15 protein-coding genes and 2 pseudogenes are annotated in these 15,513 nt (G+C 70.4%); 7 read left to right on the top strand and 10 right to left on the bottom strand.

Annotated elements, in window-relative coordinates:
* Positions 1-61 precede the first annotated feature (61 nt).
* Positions 62-271, top strand: a pseudogene (locus tag IE212_RS35060) (ATP-grasp peptide maturase system methyltransferase); the annotation flags it as partial.
* A gap of 42 nt (positions 272-313) precedes the next feature.
* On the opposite strand, the pseudogene IE212_RS35665 reads toward IE212_RS35060, so the two are convergent.
* The 5 genes and pseudogenes from IE212_RS35665 to IE212_RS23645 all read right to left on the bottom strand — a co-directional run.
* Positions 314-544, bottom strand: a pseudogene (locus tag IE212_RS35665) (hypothetical protein); the annotation flags it as partial.
* 109 nt (positions 545-653) lie between these two features.
* The gene (locus IE212_RS23655) at positions 654-884 is read right to left on the bottom strand and encodes a tautomerase family protein (protein WP_190199937.1); all 231 of its coding nucleotides are present in this window, start codon (positions 882-884) and stop codon (positions 654-656) included.
* A 28-nt stretch (positions 885-912) separates the two neighbouring features.
* A complete protein-coding gene (locus IE212_RS35660) occupies positions 913-1,236 on the bottom strand; it encodes a hypothetical protein (protein WP_373301423.1) in 324 nt (107 codons plus the stop codon).
* Positions 1,233-1,598, bottom strand: coding sequence for an SDR family NAD(P)-dependent oxidoreductase (locus tag IE212_RS35655; protein ID WP_373301422.1), 366 nt, complete (start codon positions 1,596-1,598; stop codon positions 1,233-1,235). The genes IE212_RS35660 and IE212_RS35655 overlap by 4 nt, the downstream gene beginning before the upstream one ends.
* Before the next feature lie 41 nt (positions 1,599-1,639).
* On the bottom strand, positions 1,640-2,422 hold the full coding sequence (locus IE212_RS23645) for an SDR family oxidoreductase (RefSeq protein ID WP_190199936.1): 783 nt from the start codon (positions 2,420-2,422) through the stop codon (positions 1,640-1,642).
* 157 nt (positions 2,423-2,579) lie between these two features.
* Between IE212_RS23645 and IE212_RS23640 the strand changes: the two genes are divergently transcribed.
* Positions 2,580-3,488: a helix-turn-helix transcriptional regulator gene (locus tag IE212_RS23640; RefSeq protein WP_190199935.1), complete on the top strand. Its 909-nt coding sequence runs from the start codon at positions 2,580-2,582 to the stop codon at positions 3,486-3,488.
* 389 nt (positions 3,489-3,877) lie between these two features.
* Here IE212_RS23640 and IE212_RS23635 read toward each other — a convergent pair whose 3' ends face one another.
* From IE212_RS23635 to IE212_RS23615, 5 genes are all read right to left on the bottom strand, one after another.
* A complete protein-coding gene (locus IE212_RS23635) occupies positions 3,878-4,768 on the bottom strand; it encodes a pentapeptide repeat-containing protein (RefSeq protein ID WP_190199934.1) in 891 nt (296 codons plus the stop codon).
* Between the two features lie 274 nt (positions 4,769-5,042).
* Complete coding sequence (locus IE212_RS23630; RefSeq protein WP_190199933.1) at positions 5,043-6,278, bottom strand: PP2C family protein-serine/threonine phosphatase; 1,236 nt, start codon at positions 6,276-6,278, stop codon at positions 5,043-5,045.
* A 318-nt stretch (positions 6,279-6,596) separates the two neighbouring features.
* Positions 6,597-7,535 carry a flavodoxin family protein gene (locus tag IE212_RS23625; protein ID WP_190199932.1) on the bottom strand — a complete coding sequence of 313 codons (939 nt, stop codon included), beginning with the start codon at positions 7,533-7,535 and terminating at the stop codon, positions 6,597-6,599.
* A 92-nt stretch (positions 7,536-7,627) separates the two neighbouring features.
* The gene (locus IE212_RS23620) at positions 7,628-8,521 is read right to left on the bottom strand and encodes an alpha/beta hydrolase (RefSeq protein ID WP_190199931.1); all 894 of its coding nucleotides are present in this window, start codon (positions 8,519-8,521) and stop codon (positions 7,628-7,630) included.
* Positions 8,522-8,561: 40 nt separating this feature from the next.
* Positions 8,562-9,782, bottom strand: coding sequence for an FAD-dependent oxidoreductase (locus IE212_RS23615; protein ID WP_190199930.1), 1,221 nt, complete (start codon positions 9,780-9,782; stop codon positions 8,562-8,564).
* Positions 9,783-9,986: 204 nt separating this feature from the next.
* On the opposite strand from IE212_RS23615, the gene IE212_RS23610 reads away from it, so the two are divergent.
* The 5 genes from IE212_RS23610 to IE212_RS23590 all read left to right on the top strand — a co-directional run bounded on the left by IE212_RS23610 (position 9,987) and on the right by IE212_RS23590 (position 15,369).
* Positions 9,987-10,958 carry a LysR family transcriptional regulator gene (locus tag IE212_RS23610; RefSeq protein ID WP_229864549.1) on the top strand — a complete coding sequence of 324 codons (972 nt, stop codon included), beginning with the start codon at positions 9,987-9,989 and terminating at the stop codon, positions 10,956-10,958.
* A gap of 521 nt (positions 10,959-11,479) precedes the next feature.
* On the top strand, positions 11,480-12,412 hold the full coding sequence (locus IE212_RS23605; protein ID WP_190199928.1) for an ABC transporter ATP-binding protein: 933 nt from the start codon (positions 11,480-11,482) through the stop codon (positions 12,410-12,412).
* A complete protein-coding gene (locus IE212_RS23600) occupies positions 12,412-13,260 on the top strand; it encodes an ABC transporter permease (protein ID WP_190199927.1) in 849 nt (282 codons plus the stop codon). Before IE212_RS23605 ends, IE212_RS23600 begins: the two co-directional genes overlap by 1 nt.
* Before the next feature lie 16 nt (positions 13,261-13,276).
* Positions 13,277-14,701 carry a sensor histidine kinase gene (locus IE212_RS23595; RefSeq protein ID WP_229864547.1) on the top strand — a complete coding sequence of 475 codons (1,425 nt, stop codon included), beginning with the start codon at positions 13,277-13,279 and terminating at the stop codon, positions 14,699-14,701.
* Positions 14,698-15,369, top strand: a complete 672-nt coding sequence (locus tag IE212_RS23590) for a response regulator (protein WP_190199926.1) — start codon at positions 14,698-14,700, stop codon at positions 15,367-15,369. Before IE212_RS23595 ends, IE212_RS23590 begins: the two co-directional genes overlap by 4 nt.
* Positions 15,370-15,513: the final 144 nt, after the last annotated feature.

The raw sequence follows: 15,513 nt of genomic DNA, 5'->3' as shown, positions 1-15,513 counted from the left end.
ATATTGGTGACAGCCGGACAGCCTCGATGCTCAACGCTTGGCCGGGTTGCCCCCGCAAGCCGCGGCACCGGCGTTCGGCAACCCCGCCCTCTAGGCCGCGGCCCTCCCGGAGACGGGCCGGACGTCCGGGCACTCCCCGGAGCGGATCACCGCCGCGACCGAGGAGGCGTTCCATCTGCGGTCCCTCGCCCCATCCGCGGTGCCGGACACGCAGATGACGACCGTGGGCGAGGCAGTGCACCTGGTCGACGTCGTCACCGGCTCCGCTGCCGCCAAAGTTCACCGACGCCATGACAAGACCACTGCTGGTCTACTACGGGGCTAAACCAGGCAGGCCGGGCCACCGCTGCCGCAGCCTCCAACCTGTTCGGACAGCACCCCTGGCTCCCTCGACACGGGAAGCAGACGCACTGTCCCGGCCCAGCACCACCGCTGCCCGCCGGGCGCCCAGCCCGTCTCCTCCCGCCTCCAGGGCGGCGGCCATCAACGCCTGGTAGTCCACCGACAACACCTCAACCCCGGCCGCGTCGTCGCGGTGAGGCACCTATTCAGGTCGCCCGACACAGCCGGGGCGCAGCCGAGGGCCGCCGGGCGCGATCTGCGGCGGCCTTCGGTTTCACGGTGCTGGCCTGGCCGAATGACGGCCAGTTCGGTCAGGCGTCGCCGGTGTCGGTCGGTATCGCCTCACCGAGCATGGCGAGGGTCAGCACGTTGCCGGAGATGCCCCAGCCACCGTCAGCGACCTCTTCGACCAGAACCATGGTGTTGTTACGGGCGCGCTCGCCGTAGATCTCGACGTACAGCTCCGTGGTGCGGGTGACGATCTCCTCCTTCTGCTTCGGGGTGAGGGTCTTCTCGGGGACCTTGAAGTTCGCGAAAGGCATGGCTGGTTGTTCCTTCTCTCAGTGGGCGTTACAGGCAGCTGCCTGCGGTAAGCAGGCTGTCCAGTCCGATGCGGCTGAAGAAATCGACGCGGACGCGGTCGGCGACCGCGAAGACGACTTCGCTGCCGTCTCGGCTGGGGTCTATGTAGGTACGCAGCGGCCGAGCGCCATGCGCCATCGCGACCAAGCGCACGACGGCTCCAGCGACCCCGGTCACATCGGCGTCCGAAGGGATGAGCGCGGCCAGGCGCTTGCCCAGATCGCACATCAGGGGCCGGTGACGCTGGTCGCCCTGCTCACGCAACTTCGGCAGGGCGGCGAGGTTGACGCGCTGAGTACCCAGGACGTTCACGTCGTACAGGTCCGCGAACTGCTCGGCGTGAACGCCTCGGCGGCGCCCAGGACCATGTGCCCGGCATTGTGCACGACCAAGTCCAGTCGGCCGAGCTCCTCGAGGATCCGGTCGACTGCGGCGCCGGCGGAGTCCTGGCAGGTGACGTCCAGCTCGACGGCGTGCACGTCGACCTGGCGGTCGGTGCCGTAGCGCGTCAGGTCGGCCGCCGCGGTCGCGTTGCGGGTCGCGCGATCCGGCGGATGCCCGCGTACACGATGTGACCGGCGAGGGCCAGAGCACGCACGGACAGCGCCCCGATGCCGCTGGGGGGGAGAGGCCCCGGTGACCATGATGACCTTTCCGGCGTCGTCGTTCCCCATGACAGGGTCCTCCGTTGATCCATGGGGCGGTCGCGGGCGGCTCAGATGATTCCGCCGTTGGCGCGGACGACCTGGCCGTTGATCCAGTGGCCGGCCGGGGAGGCCAGGAACGCGACGACCTCGGCGATGTCGGCCGGGGTACCGAGGCGCTCCAGCGGGGGCTGGGCTGCCAGGCGGGCGATGGTCTCCTCGTCCTTGCCGTCCAGGAACAGGTCGGTGGCCGTGGGGCCGGGCGCGACGGCGTTGGCGGTGACGTCCCGGCCCCGCAGCTCCCTGGCCAGGATCAGCGTCAGCGCCTCGACCGCGCCCTTGCTGGCGGAGTACGCGCCGTAGCCCGGGAAGGCAAGCCCCACCACGGACGTGGAGAACGTCACGACCGCGCCGCCGGGGCGCACCCGACGGGCGGCCTGCTGGACGACGACGAACGTGCCGCGGATGTTAGTGCGGTGCAGGTCGTCCAGGACGGCCAGGTCCAGCTCGGCGATCGGCGCCATGCGCGCCCGCCCGGCCGCGTGCACGACGACGTCGACACCGCCGAACTCTGCTTCGGCCGCGTCGAACAGGGCCGCGACGGCGTGTTCGTCGGCGACGTCGGCGCGCACCGCGATCGCCCGGCCCCCGCCGTCGGCGGCCTCCTTCACGGCTGCTTCGGCCTCGTCCTGGTTGCCGGCGTAGCCGACCACGACGGCGTACCCGTCGGCGGCCAGCCGGCCGACGGTCTGGCGGCCGATGCCACGCGAGCCGCCGGTGACGATCGCGACACGGGGTGAGACGGAGGGCCGGGCCGGCGTAGCCCTCCCGTCGAGGGAAGTGGGGATAGGCATGACTGACTCCTGTGATGGATGCGATCGGGCCGCGGTCTCGCCGTCGCCCTGCTGCGTCCTCAACGATCGGCCGGTCCCTCACCCCTAGCCAGGGCTGCGTTTACCCAGGGGATGCCACCCCCTGGCTACGGCCTGCCGCGCGAGCGACCATGAAGGGGTGAACCTTCCAGAACTCGGCGCCTTCCTCAGGACACGCCGCGACCGCATCCGCCCCGCCGAGGTCGGCCTCCCCCAAGGCCCGCGCCGGCGCGTCCCCGGGCTGCGTCGCGAGGAAGTCGCCCAGCTGGCAGGGCTGTCAGCCGACTACTACACCGAGTTGGAACGCGGCAGCGCGAAGAACGGCGTGCAGCCCTCGGCCCAGACCCTGGCCGCCCTCGCCCGGGCCCTGCGCCTGAACGTCGACGAGCGCGACCACCTGTTTCACCTGGCCGAACGGCCGGTCCCCCCGTCGGCCACCGGATCGTCGGCACATGTGCAGCCCGCGCTTCTCGGACTGTTGGACCGGCTGTCCAACACCCCCGCGCGCGTTATCACCGACCTGCACGAAACCCTGGTGGAAAACGACCTGGCCCGGAACCTGCTCGGCAAGTCCCCGGCACACCGCGGCCCGGCGGCGAGCTTCGTGTACCGCTGGTTCACCGACCCGCAGGCGCGCGAGAGGTACCCGTCCGAGGATCACCCGCACCACTCCCGGGTGTTCGTGGCCGACCTCCAGGCGGCAGCTGCCCGGCGCGGCCGGGACGCGGAGGTCACGAAGATGATCGCCGTGCTACGCCGCCGCAGCCAGGAGTTCGCAGCCCTCTGGGACACCCACGACGTCGCGGTGCGCCGCATGGACCACAAGAAGATCGTCCACCCCACGCTCGGCGTCATCGAACTCGACTGCTGCAACCTCCTCAGCGAGGACGGACGCCAACGTCTGCTGTGGTTCACCGCGCCGCCCGGAAGCCTTGGAGCCGAGCAGCTGGAACTGCTGTCTGTCGTAGGGACCCAGGACCTGGGTGTCACCGAGGGCACGGCACCACCGGAGGGGTTGTCCGCGGCGGAATCCGGATCGCAGCGCTGACCGCGCCGCAGAGGGAGGGCTGCCCTCCCGGCAAGTCGGCCGGGGCGCGGCAGTGCGGGCGTTTCCCAGGTGGTCGCTGGGACAGTCCGAGCTGCTGGAGATCATCGACCGCATGCCGGGGTGCCGCCGTGCTCGACATCGTCAGCTGGCTGCGTAGGCGAGAACGGAGAGCGCTTGTCGTCGGTTTCGGAGAGCGGTCGGAGTCCCTGGCCATCTGGAAAGTTGCTGAGAACCGGCAGCAGGGTGATCCGCTCCAGTGAGGCGAAGAAGATCGCATCGCAGAGCTGTGCTGGTTCTCCTCGCTGGTGTCCTCGGAGGCGCTACTACCTGGATGACGGCCTCACCGGGCCCTTGTCCGGACGGCGTTGTCACGCCTGAAGGGCGGTGCACTACCGCTTCGCGTCGCACAGGTCCGCGTCGAACGGGCTCGCGTCGGTCACGTTGTCGCCGAACAGCTTCGCGCCGTTCAGCTTCGCGCCGTTCAGGTTCACGCCGTTCAGGTTCGTGTCGGCCAGGTACGCGCCGTGCAGCTTCGCACCGTTCAGCTTCGCGCCGTACAGGTTCGTGTCAGCCAGGTTCACGCAGATCAAATCCGCGCCCATCAGGTTTGCGCCGTGCAGGTTTGCGCCCTGCAGGTTTACGCCGAACAGGTACGTGTCGTGCAGGTCCACGTTGGCGCTGCCGTCGTGGGCTCGGTTCCGGCTGCCGAGTGCGGTGAGGGCTGCCTGAACGTCGCTGGCCGGTTCCCGGTTGGAGGCGTCTGCGGCTTGTCTCGGTTTCTTGGCGTGGTTGCGGATGTAGGTGGACAAGACGTTGACGATGGAGGGCTGGTCGCGGGGGGAGTCCTCCATGATGCGCTGCAGGGCGTAGATGCCGCCCAGGCGCACCTCCAGGGAGTCGTCGCCGATGTTGCCGACGGCGTTGTTGTAGCGGTCGGTGACCTGTCCTTCCCGGGTGAGGGCGTGCTCGTTGCGGGTGAGGGCCTGCTCGTTGTCGACTTGTTGGAGCGACAGCCAGGTGAAGACGATCACAGCGAGGGTGCCCAGGGCGGCGATGGTGCCTGCGGCCTGCTGGATGCGCGTCCACAGGTCCGTTGGTGCGAGGACGGCTGGCTGCTGGGCGGCGGGGGGCGGGGGCCCGGTACGGGTCCGGTGTCGTCGCCCTGGCGGGCGGGACCCGATCGGTGCGGCAGCGCGGCGGGGCACGGTACGGGTTTGGCGGCGGGCGACGCGCTGCAGACGGGCGGTGCGGCCGGAGCGGCGGGGCGGTGTAGTGGCCATGAAGACGTTGATATGGGCGGCAGCGGGCCGGTGCGGCGGGTGTTGCGAAGCTGTAGCAGTGCGTGACTGAGACAAGGGGAGTGGAGGTCGGTCGGCCCAGAGGTATCGGTGAAGGCCCGCTGAAAGCGTCGATGATGTCGGTGCGGCGGAGCAGGCATCGAACACCGCGCCGGTGCGACACATCGTGCTGACATGACTAATGTGGCTCAGTGCCTGTTCCTGATCCGGGCTCGGGCTGGAGTATCTCCGGGCGCTATCCAGAAGTCGCGCAAACTTATAGGCGGATGATGACGAGAGCGATGTCGTCAGAGACACCCCCTACGACGTCGAGCCGGGTCAGCAGTGCGTCGGCCAGCAGTTCAGGGGCGAGGGTTCGGTCCTGGGCCAGGGCGGTGGTCAGGCGTTCCGAGCCAGCGTCGATGTCCTCGTCGCGGCGTTCGATGAGGCCGTCGGTGTACAGCACGAGGGTGTCTCCCGGCCCGTAAGGGAGGCCGGCCTGGGGGCGGGGGACATGGTGCTCGCGTGTGCCGAGTGGGGGGTCGGTGGCCTGGTCCAGCAGGTCGCAGGTCCCGTCGGTGTGGAGCAGGATCGGCGGTGGGTGCCCGGCGTTGCTGTAGATGATCAGCCTGCTGCGGGTGTCGATGAGTACCTTGACCGCGGTGGCGGCCATGGCGCCGTCCACGGAGCGGGCATAGAGGCTGAGGATCTCCAGGGCTTGGGCGGGGCTGGGGATGGCGCGGATGACGGCGCTCAGGGCGCTGCGGAGCATGCCCATGACCGCGGCGGCGTGCAGTCCGTGGCCGACGACGTCTCCGACCGCCACGGCGTAGCGGTCGGGTGGCAGGTCGACGATGTCGTACCAGTCGCCGCACACGTTCAGTGACGCGGTCGCGGGCAGGTAGCGCACGGCGATGTTGCTGTGCCGGTCCAGGTCGGGGACGGAGAGCATGGCTTCCTGCAGGGTGATGGCGACCTGCTGTTCGCGGGCGTGGGCCTGGCGCAGTTCCTGGTTCAGCCGGTGCAGCTCGCGAGCCCGTGCGTACAGCTCGGCGGCCATGCCCTGCGTTCGTTCGGGCGACTCCTCGCCGAGCCGACGTGCCCGGGGTGAGTGGACGAAGGACGTGACGTCCTCTATCTGCTGGATGATCCACTTCACTGTGCCGTCAGGCGCGGACAGCGGGGTGTGGACCACCGACCACCATCGCTCCTCGAACCCGTCCTGCTGATCGGGGGCGGGAAGGTCGTACCTCTGGAGCACTGCGGTTTCCGGCTCCCTGGTGTCCAGAAGCCGGTGCAGGGAGGCTTTCAGATGCCGTTCCGCATCGTCGTCGAAGCCGGGATTTTCCGGCAGGGCGTTGAAGAAGTACTTCCCTATCAACTCGTCTTTGGTCCGGCCTGCGGTCCGCAGGCAGGCCGGGTTGACGTAGCGGATCACCAGGTCCGCATCCAGCACCAGGTGCGGGCTTGGTGTGGCGTCGAAGAACGCCGTGAAATCGATGTCCGCTGTCATCACGCGCTCTCCGAGGCCGAGCGCGACTCCTGGACTTCCAATCTACGGGCGATCCAGTGCTCGGGCTCGTTCGTTCGCGTTCGTTCACCCGGCACCGCGACCCCCGGCCGGGGTCCCGGAAGCTGTTGCCCCACAGCTGGAGCTATGCCCGCCGACCAGGCCCCGGCTCGTTCAGAGTCTCCGCCGGAGGCATCGGCAAGCCTTCTGGTTTTGCCTCACCGGAGTCGGCCGAGCGTGACGTCCGCGCGGGAAGCCGCCGCCCTGACCCGGGCGCTCACGGCCGCGGTCCATGGTTCCCGAGAGCCCGCGAACGGCCGTCTAAGGCCGCGGTGGGCGCAGGACAGGGACGCTGTCGCGGAACGCGGCGGCGTGCTTGTCGATCTCCTGGGAGTCCGGCTCCCGTGAGGCGGCGCTCAGCAGTTCCCGGTAGTGCTCCTCCAGCTCCGTGAGGGCGTGGACGGAGGAAGCGGTGCCGGCGGGGGAGAAGTCGACCCGGACGTCGCCGTCATCGACGACGAGACGGCCCGCGGCCCCGCAGGTGCCGCATTCGGCGCGGCCGGCGCGCAGCACGATCAGGTCGAGGTGGCACATCGGACAGGTGCCGGGCTCCCCCAGGAACCGGACCTCGTCGTGGGACAGGCCGAGCTGCCGGGCAACCGCGCCGCCCAGCTGCTCGGCGCGCAGCACAGCCGCCGGGTCGGTGGCTATGCCGCCCAGGCCGCCGGGGGTGGGGACCTCCATCTGGTCGGCGACGGCCATGTGCAGGGGGAAGGCCAGGGCGTGCAGAGTGGGCAGGGTGAGCGTGCGCCAGTGGGGCGACGGGCAGCCGCCCACGGCGATGAAGCCGGCCACGCGCGGCTTGAGGACCCGCGGGTCGGGGGCCGTGTCGAGGCCCAGAAGGCCGCGGGGCTCCTCCTGCTCGGCCCGGCCGTGTTCGCGGCGGGCGAGGGCCTCACGGACGAAGACCACGTCCGTGCGCGGACCGAAGGCGCGATCGATGAGGAGCTTCAACGCGCCCGGTGCGCTGCGGGTGTAGGTGGGGGAGCTGACGATCACGCCGTCCGCGTCGAGCAGCCGGTCGCAGAACCAGGCCGCGTCGTCCCCGGCGTCCGCGGTGGCGGCGGTCACCAGGGACAGGTCGGTCAGCCGTACCATCTCGACGGCTGTCCCCTCGCGCTCAGCCGCGGTGAGCGCGGCCTTCAGCAGTACCTCGGCACTGCCGTCCTCCTGCCCGCAGGCAAGTCCGAGCAGACGCATCGACGACACCTCTCTGTGTGGTCGGGGATGGGGGTTGGCCCGCCGGGCCACACGGGCTCCGGCGGACCCGACGGGAGCGGATGGCGGGGTGATCAGCCGCGCAGGGTGGCGGCCAACCAGTCGGCGCTGCGGCTGATGATCTCGGGGAAGTGGTTCGAGAGGATCTCGTAGTGCTGGCCCGGGTACTCGATGACCTCCTTCGGGTCGGGGATCCGCTCATACATCTCGCGGGCCTCCTCGACGGGGGCGACGGTGTCCTTGGAGGCGAGGATCATCAGGACCGGGGCGGTGATGCGTTCGGCGTAGGCGCGCACCTCCATCTCGAAGATGCGGTCGAGGGTGGAGATGGTGATCTCGTTCCGGAAGCTGGGCAGGTCGTGGATCATGTTCTCGACGAACTCCAGCCCCTCCTGGTCACTGAACATGACCGGGTCCCCGGGCTCCGGTACGCCGTGCAGGCGGATGCTCGCGGCCGGCTCGCCGCGCAGCTGGGCCTGCCGGTCGGCGGGGATGAGAGCTTCCAGCTCCGCGAGTGTGTCGGCCGGTTGGAGGGTGCGCGCGCTCCAGCCGCTGACCGGAGGGATGAGGCTGACGACGGCTTTGACCCGGCGGTCGGTGGCGGCGGTGAAGAGGGAGTTGGCGCCACCGATGCTGATGCCCCACAGGGCGATGCGGTCGGCGTCGACGTCCTCGCGCAGGGTCAGATGGGTGATGACGTCGCGCAGGTCCCGGCACTGCTGCCAGGGATCGAACTGCTGACGGGGTTCGCCGTCGCTGTAGCCGGTGTTGCGGTGGTCGTAGATCAGGCAGGCCAGACCGGCGTCGGTGAAGCCCTGGGCCATGGCGAACATGGATTCCGCGGGACCGCCCAGGCCGCCCTGGAGGATGGCGACGGGCGGGCGTTCGGGGCCGTCGGCCGGGCGGAACAGTTTGCCCCGCAGGGTCAGTTCGCAGACGCGGAACTCGATGTCTTCGGTGACGGGCATGGTTCTCCTCGTGATGCGGCTCGTGTCCGGGAGGCGGCGGTCAGGTGTGGCTGACGGGGAGGTCGTCGGGCAGGAAGTCGATGTCGGCGGCCCGCGGGTCGGCCGAGGCGCGCAGGATGGGGAAGACCTCGGCGCGCATCTCGGTCTCGTACTCGGCCACGGCCTCCACCAAGGGTGTCTCGCCGTGTGCGGCGCGCTCCAGGGCCCGGGCGAGAGCCGCGGCGTCGCGCAGTGCCGTGTTGGCGCCCGAGCCGAACGAGGGCGGCATGGCGTGGATCGCGTCGCCGAGCAGGGTGACCCGGCCGGCCGGCCAGGGGTCCGCCGGCTGCAGGTGACGCATGGACACCGGGAAGATCGTCGTCGGGTCGACGTGCTCGACGAGATCGGCCAGGGCGGGATCCCAGCCCCGTACCGCGGTGCGCATCAGCGCGTGCAGGGTTTCGGCTGAGCTGTCCCACAGGTCGGGAGCTTCGGCGGCGACCGGGCTGCCGGGCGGAAGGCCGAGGTTGACCATGATGTAGGGATCGACGGGATCGACGGGGGCGCCGGGCGCCAGTTCGGCCACCGCCTCGGCGACCGGCCTGCGCGGCCGGTACACGCCGTACGCGAACAGCGCGCCGTTCGGTCCCACGGCGACGGCGAAGCCGTCGAACAGTGCCTCGGGCAGGCTCGCCGCCAGATCGTCGGTCAGCGGTGCGGTGGAGTACAGGCTGCGTATTCCGGTGTCCATGACGGGAACGTCGGGCAGCAACTGCCCGCGCAGGACGGAGTTGATGCCGTCGGCACCCACCAGCACGTCCCCGGTCTCGCTTGTGCCGTCGTCGAGCAGCACCCGTACCTTCTCGCCGTCCGTCTCGTAGCCGGTGACGGTGCTGTCGTAGCGGACGATGTCCTCCAGGCCCAGGCCCATGATCTGGCGCAGCGTGCGCCTGTTGACCGCTGTGTGGGGCCGCCGCGGGTCGTTGGGTGGGCCGATGTGGGGGCGGGCGCCCAGTTCGCGGGCCTGGTGGTCGAGCATGACCATGACCTCACGGCGCGGCGTCTCGCGCGAGGTCTGCATGTACAGCTCGAAGAGGTTGTCCGGCAGGCACTGCTGGAGAGCGCGGCCACCCGCGCCGTTCATGTGCAGGCGGTAGCCGGCCCGCCCGATGCCCGGCGCGCTCTCGAAGAGGGTGCAGCTGACGCCCGCGCGGCGAAGTCCCTGCGCGAGACAGAGCCCTCCGATGCCTCCGCCGGCGATCAGGACATGGAACGACGGCATTGTCGCCTCCTTGATGGGCTCGGAACACCTGCATCGATCGGTGCAGGCCCGAGCATGCGAACGTCTGGGGTGGTGGTGGCGGTTCGTCTGACACGAAGTCCCGCCGAGCCATGTCACCACTCTTGCGTCCGCCCTGGGATCAGGGAAGCCGAAATCGCCTATGCTCGGCATAGACAGGGCTGATGATCATTCGAGGTGGGTGCCGTGACTCTGGACCTCAACCTGCTGCCGCCGCTGGACGCGCTCCTCCAGGAGCGCAGTGTGACGCGGGCCGCACAACGGCTCGGTCTGAGCCAGCCCTCGCTGAGCGCGGCCCTGGCCCGGCTGCGCCGGCACTACGGCGACGAACTCCTCGTCAGGGTGGGCAACAGCTACGAGCTGACCCCCCTGGCGGAACGACTGGTGGAACACACCGAACAGGCCCTTGGCTGGGCGGACCGGGTCCTCCAGACGCGCCCCGACTTCGATCCCGCGCAGGCTCGGCACGAGTTCACCGTGATCATGGCCGACTGCCAACTGCCCACGTTCGGGCGGGCCTTGGCCGACCTGGTCCGCACCGCCGCGCCGAACGTGCGGCTGCGGTTCCAGCACAGCACTGAACGGGTCGTGCAGCAGGCGCTGGACAACCTGCGCACGGTGGACGCCCTCGTCCTGCCCCAGGGCATCCTGTCGAACATCCCCACCTTCGACCTGTACAAGGACCGTTGGGTGTGCGTGGTGTCCGCCGACCGCGCCTCGGCCGTCCTCGGGCGGGAGGAACTGGCCGAGCGCCCTTGGGTGTTGCCCTACCGTCACCCGTCGCCGGTCTTCTCCCCCTTGAACCGCCTGCACTCCGAGGGCATCGAACCGCACGCGGAGATCGTCACGGAGAACTTCCTGGCCATTCCCCACTTGGTCGCGGGGACCGACCGGATCGGCCTGATGCCCGAACGGGTCGCGATCCCTGCCCTCTCCGGGCAATCGATCACTGTCGCCCAACTCGGCTTCGAAATCGGCCACTTGGTGGAGTCCCTGTGGTGGCATCCCCTCCATGAGCGGGAACCGGCCCACATATGGCTGCGCCGCATGGCCGCTCAGGCCGGCCAGACAGTCGGGAACGGCCCTGCTTCCTCCCCTCGGACACCGGTGCACGGCCCGACCGCGGACGCGGTCGGGCCGTCATGCGGTCGCGGATGATCAGGAGCCCGATCCCAGAGCGCAGCAGGCTGTTGGTGATACGTGGCTGGGACCTGCCGGCGGAGAGCTGGATGGCAGTGCCGACATGCGGAGGCGTTGGAGGGAGTGGTAGTGGCGGGCGACAGCCTGGCGCCTGCGCCGCGACCAGTGCACTGCGTGGAGTGCACTGCGTGGAGACGAAGCAGTTGGCCAGGCCGGCGCCGGAGCGAGTTGCCGCGTCCTTCTTCGCCGCCGCTTGGCCGGACCACGAGAAAGGCGTGTGCGAGCACACCCAGAGAGATGTGCCGTATTCAGCGGACGCAGGGCGCATGTCGTCACCGCTCGGCGACGGCCAGGAGCGGGCCCTGTTCAGCGGGCTGGTCAGGCCAGGTCAGGGGAGGATGTCGGCCCAGTGGTACCGAGGTACCACTGCGATGCCGAAGTGTCCCCCCTGGTCCCAGGGACGCGATCCGTTCCGTGCCTAGCTTTGAGGCACGCGCTCCGGATTGGCCGGAGCGACGGGAGTGGATCGGGATCAACCCATGATTGAAGTACGAGAGTTGACCAAACGATATGGGGACAAGACCGCTGTGGACCGGCTGAGCTTCAGCGTGAAGCCAGGCCAGGTCACCGGTTTCCTCGGTCCCAACGGAGCCGGCAAGTCCACCACGATGCGCGTGATCATCGGTCTGGACGCGCCCACCAGCGGCTCGGCGACGGTGAACGGCCGACGCTACGCCCAGCACGCCGCGCCGCTGCAGGAGATCGGTTCGCTGCTGGAGGCACGGTCGGTCCACCCGGGCCGCACCGCCTTCGCCCACCTGATGGCCCTCGCCCGTACCCACGGGATCCCGCGTCGCCGCGTCGACGAGGTCATCGAACTGGCCGGGCTGCACAGTGTGGCTCACAAGCGGGCCGGGGCCTTCTCCCTGGGTATGGGCCAGCGGCTCGGCATCGCGGCGGCGCTGCTCGGCGACCCGGAGATCATCATGCTCGACGAGCCGGTCAACGGCTTGGACCCGGAGGGCGTGCTGTGGGTGCGCGAGTTGCTGTCGGGGCTGGCCGCCGAGGGACGGACGGTGATGCTGTCCTCGCATCTGATGAGTGAGACGGCGCTGATCGCCGATCACCTGGTCGTCGTCGGCCGGGGCCGGCTGCTGGCGGACACCACGGTCGACGGACTGATCCAGGAGGTCGGTGGCAGGGACGTGAAGGTCGCCACCACCGAGCCGGAACGGCTGCGCTCGCTGCTGTCGGGGCCGGGCGTCACCATCACGTCCTCGGCCGCGGAGGAACTGGTCGTCCTGGGCGTGGACGCGCGTGGCATCGGCGCGATCGCCGCGCAACACGGGATTCCGCTGTACGAGCTCACCCCGCAGACCGTCTCCCTGGAGGAGGCGTTCATGGACATCACCAGTGACGCGGTGGAGTACCACAGCGTCCCCGCCGACACTGCCGCCCGGAGGGCCGCCTGATGACCATCACCCTCACGCCGGACACCGCGGACGCCGCATCTGCCCGCCCCGACCGGCCCGCCTACCGGGTCACCGCGCTCGGGGTGCTTCGCTCGGAGTGGGGCAAGTTCTGGTCGCTGCGGTCCAGTTGGGTCACCCTGGGCGTGTCCCTGTTCCTGCTGACCGCCATCGGTGCGATCGCCGCCGCCACATACAGCCCGGGCAGCGACGGCGGCGGTCCGCCCGGACCGTCCGCCGGCCCCGAGGACGCCGTCGGCGTGGCCCTGACGGGCCTGACGTTCGCCTCACTGGCCGTTGGCGTCCTGGGGGTCCTGATGTCAGCCGGTGAGTACAGTACGGGCATGGTTCGCTCCACGCTGGCGGCGGTGCCCAGGCGGCTGCCGGTGCTGTGGTCGAAGAGCGTGGTCACCGGCGTACTCGTCGTGCCTGTGGCCGTCATCGGCGCGCTGGCCGCTTTCGGGCTGGGTGTTCCGTCCCTGGACGGCCAGAGCATCTCCATGTCCCTCGGGGACGACGGGGTACTGCGTTCCCTGATCGGAGCGGGTTTCTATCTAGGACTGGTGGGCGTGTGGGGTGTGGCCCTGGGCTCGCTGTTGCGCTCCACCGCCGGCGGCATCACCGTCCTGGTGGGCAGCCTGCTGATCCTGCCGGGCCTGACCTCGCTGCTGCCCGCGTCCTGGAACGACGACATCACACCGTATCTGCCCAGCAACGCCGGCCAAGCGGTGACGCACCTGCACCAGGCCAGCGACTCGCTCGGCCCCTGGGCGGGCCTGGCGGTGTTCTCCGGATGGGTGGCGCTGACACTGGCCGGGGCGGCGTACCGGCTTGTGCGTACGGACGTCTGACCGGCTGGGGGAGGGCATGCCTGTAACGGGTACGGCAGGAGGGGCGGAGGCCGCCGACGCGGACCGCCGCCCCTGCCCCGGCCGGCCGGTCCTCGCGCCGCCCCCCGGCTTGGAGACGGCCTGGTCGCATCCGCTCATGGGGCGTCTGCTGCGAGCGCAGCGGCACCTGACATGGGGCGGCCGTCGGCATCCGTGGCTGTTCGACTCGGCGATCGTGCTGGTTGTCGCCGCTGTGACGGTGTTCCAGACCTACTCCCCGGCCGAGCACGGCCCGTTCGGCGAGATCCGGACGCTCGCCGACCTGCCGCTCGGCCTCAAGACGGCCTTGTCCGCCGTGCTCGTCGTACCGCTGTGGTGGCGGCGCAGGGCGCCGACCGCCGTCTTCACAGTGATCGCGGTGTGCGCCCCGGCCCCCATGGCGCTCGGCCTGCTGCTGCCGACGGGCGGGTGTCTGCTCATCGCTCTGTTCAACCTGGCACTGAACGGCCCCCTGCGGCGGCTGGGCTGGGCGGCCGCCGCGACAGCCGTCGAGCTGAGCGCGGCGGTGTGGTTCCTCGCCTCCGCCGACCGGCTGTGGCAGGGCCTGCTGACGGTGGCGAGCCAGGCGATCGCCGCGATCGCCGTGGGCCTGACCCTGCGCACCCGGCGGGTGTACCTCGCGGCGCTGGAGGACCGGGCAGCCCGACTGGAGATCGAGCGAGAGCAGCGCGAGAGGCTGACCGCCGCCGCCGAACGCTCCCGCGTGGCCCGCGAGATGCACGACATCGTCGGCCACAACCTGTCCGTCATGGTGGGACTCGCGGACGGCGCCGCCACCCTCGCCTCCAGCACGGGCGAGCGGTCCGAAGATGCCCTGCGCATCATCGGGGACACCGGACGGCAGGCGATGAGCGAACTGCGGCGCGTCCTGGGTGTCCTGGGCGACGAATCCGACGACCAGGCCGAGCGACTCAGCCCGCAGCCCGGCGTCCGCGATCTGGACCCGCTGCTGGCCCGGGTCCGTGCGGCCGGTGTGAATGTCACCTGCCGGACGTCCGGAGACATCGACGCCCTCGGCAGCGGGGTGCAACTGACCATCTACCGCGTCGTCCAGGAAGCCCTGACCAACACCCTCAAGCACGCCGGCACCGGCTCAGCCGCACACGTCACCGTCACCGCCGGGAACGCGGACATCCGGATCAGCGTCTCCGACACCGGGCCGCCCCCCGGCGCCCGAACATCTGCGCCGCCCCTGGCAGAGGCCGACGGTCCGGGACACGGACTGGTGGGTATCCGGCAGCGGGCCGCCATGTACGGCGGCACCGTCACCGCGGGGCCACGGGACGACCGGCCCGGCTGGACCGTGGACGTGACACTCACCGATCCGCCGGCGTCCACCCCGCCCCCTGCACGAGCCCCCGCCCCAGGAGACCCGCGGCCCCAGGGAGAGCAGACCCCATGACCACCGTGCTGATCGCCGACGACCAGCCTCTGCAACGCCTCGGCTTCCGCATGCTGCTCCAGGGCACCCCGGGCATGGAGTGCGTGGGCGAGGCCGGACACGGCGCCGAAGCCGTCCGCATCGCCGCCGACCTGCGCCCCGACGTCGTCCTCATGGACGTCCGTATGCCCGGCATGGACGGCATCGAGGCCACCCGGCGGATCGTCGCCGCCGGCGGCCGTACCCGCGTGCTGATCCTCACCACCTTCGACCTGGACGAGTACGCCTACGAGGGGCTGCGCGCCGGAGCCAGCGGCTTCCTGCTCAAGGACGCCCGCCCCGAGGAAGTCGTCGCCGGGATCCATGCGGTGGCGACAGGCGACGCCGTCGTCGCTCCGAGACTGACCAGACGCCTGCTGGACGCCCACGCCCATCGGGTGCTCTCTCCCGCCTCCCCCACAGAGCCGCACACCGATCCCAGGCTGCGGGCGCTGAGCGAACGCGAGCACGAGGTCCTGGTGGCGATCGGCAAAGGCTGGACCAACGCGGAGATAGCCGAGCGGCTGGTCCTCACGGAATCCACCGTCAAGAAGCACGTCGGCCGGGTCCTCGCGAAGATCGGTGCGCGCGACCGCATCCAGGCCGTGATCATGGCCTACGATGCCGGGTTGGTCAGGCCCCGCTCCTGAGCCGCCGCAACGGCTCGCAAGGGGTTCGGCGGCTACCGCCGCTGTCACGAGATGGTGCAAGGCATAGCCGCCCGCTCAGTTGATGGGGCTCGCGGGTGCATTGAGGGGTGGTGACGGGGGAGGCCGCTGGTCCTCTCTGCGCCG

Origin of the sequence: Streptomyces djakartensis (genome assembly GCF_014651075.1) — a bacterium.
Lineage (GTDB): Bacteria > Actinomycetota > Actinomycetes > Streptomycetales > Streptomycetaceae > Streptomyces > Streptomyces djakartensis.
This window is presented reverse-complemented; position numbering and strand designations above follow the sequence as displayed.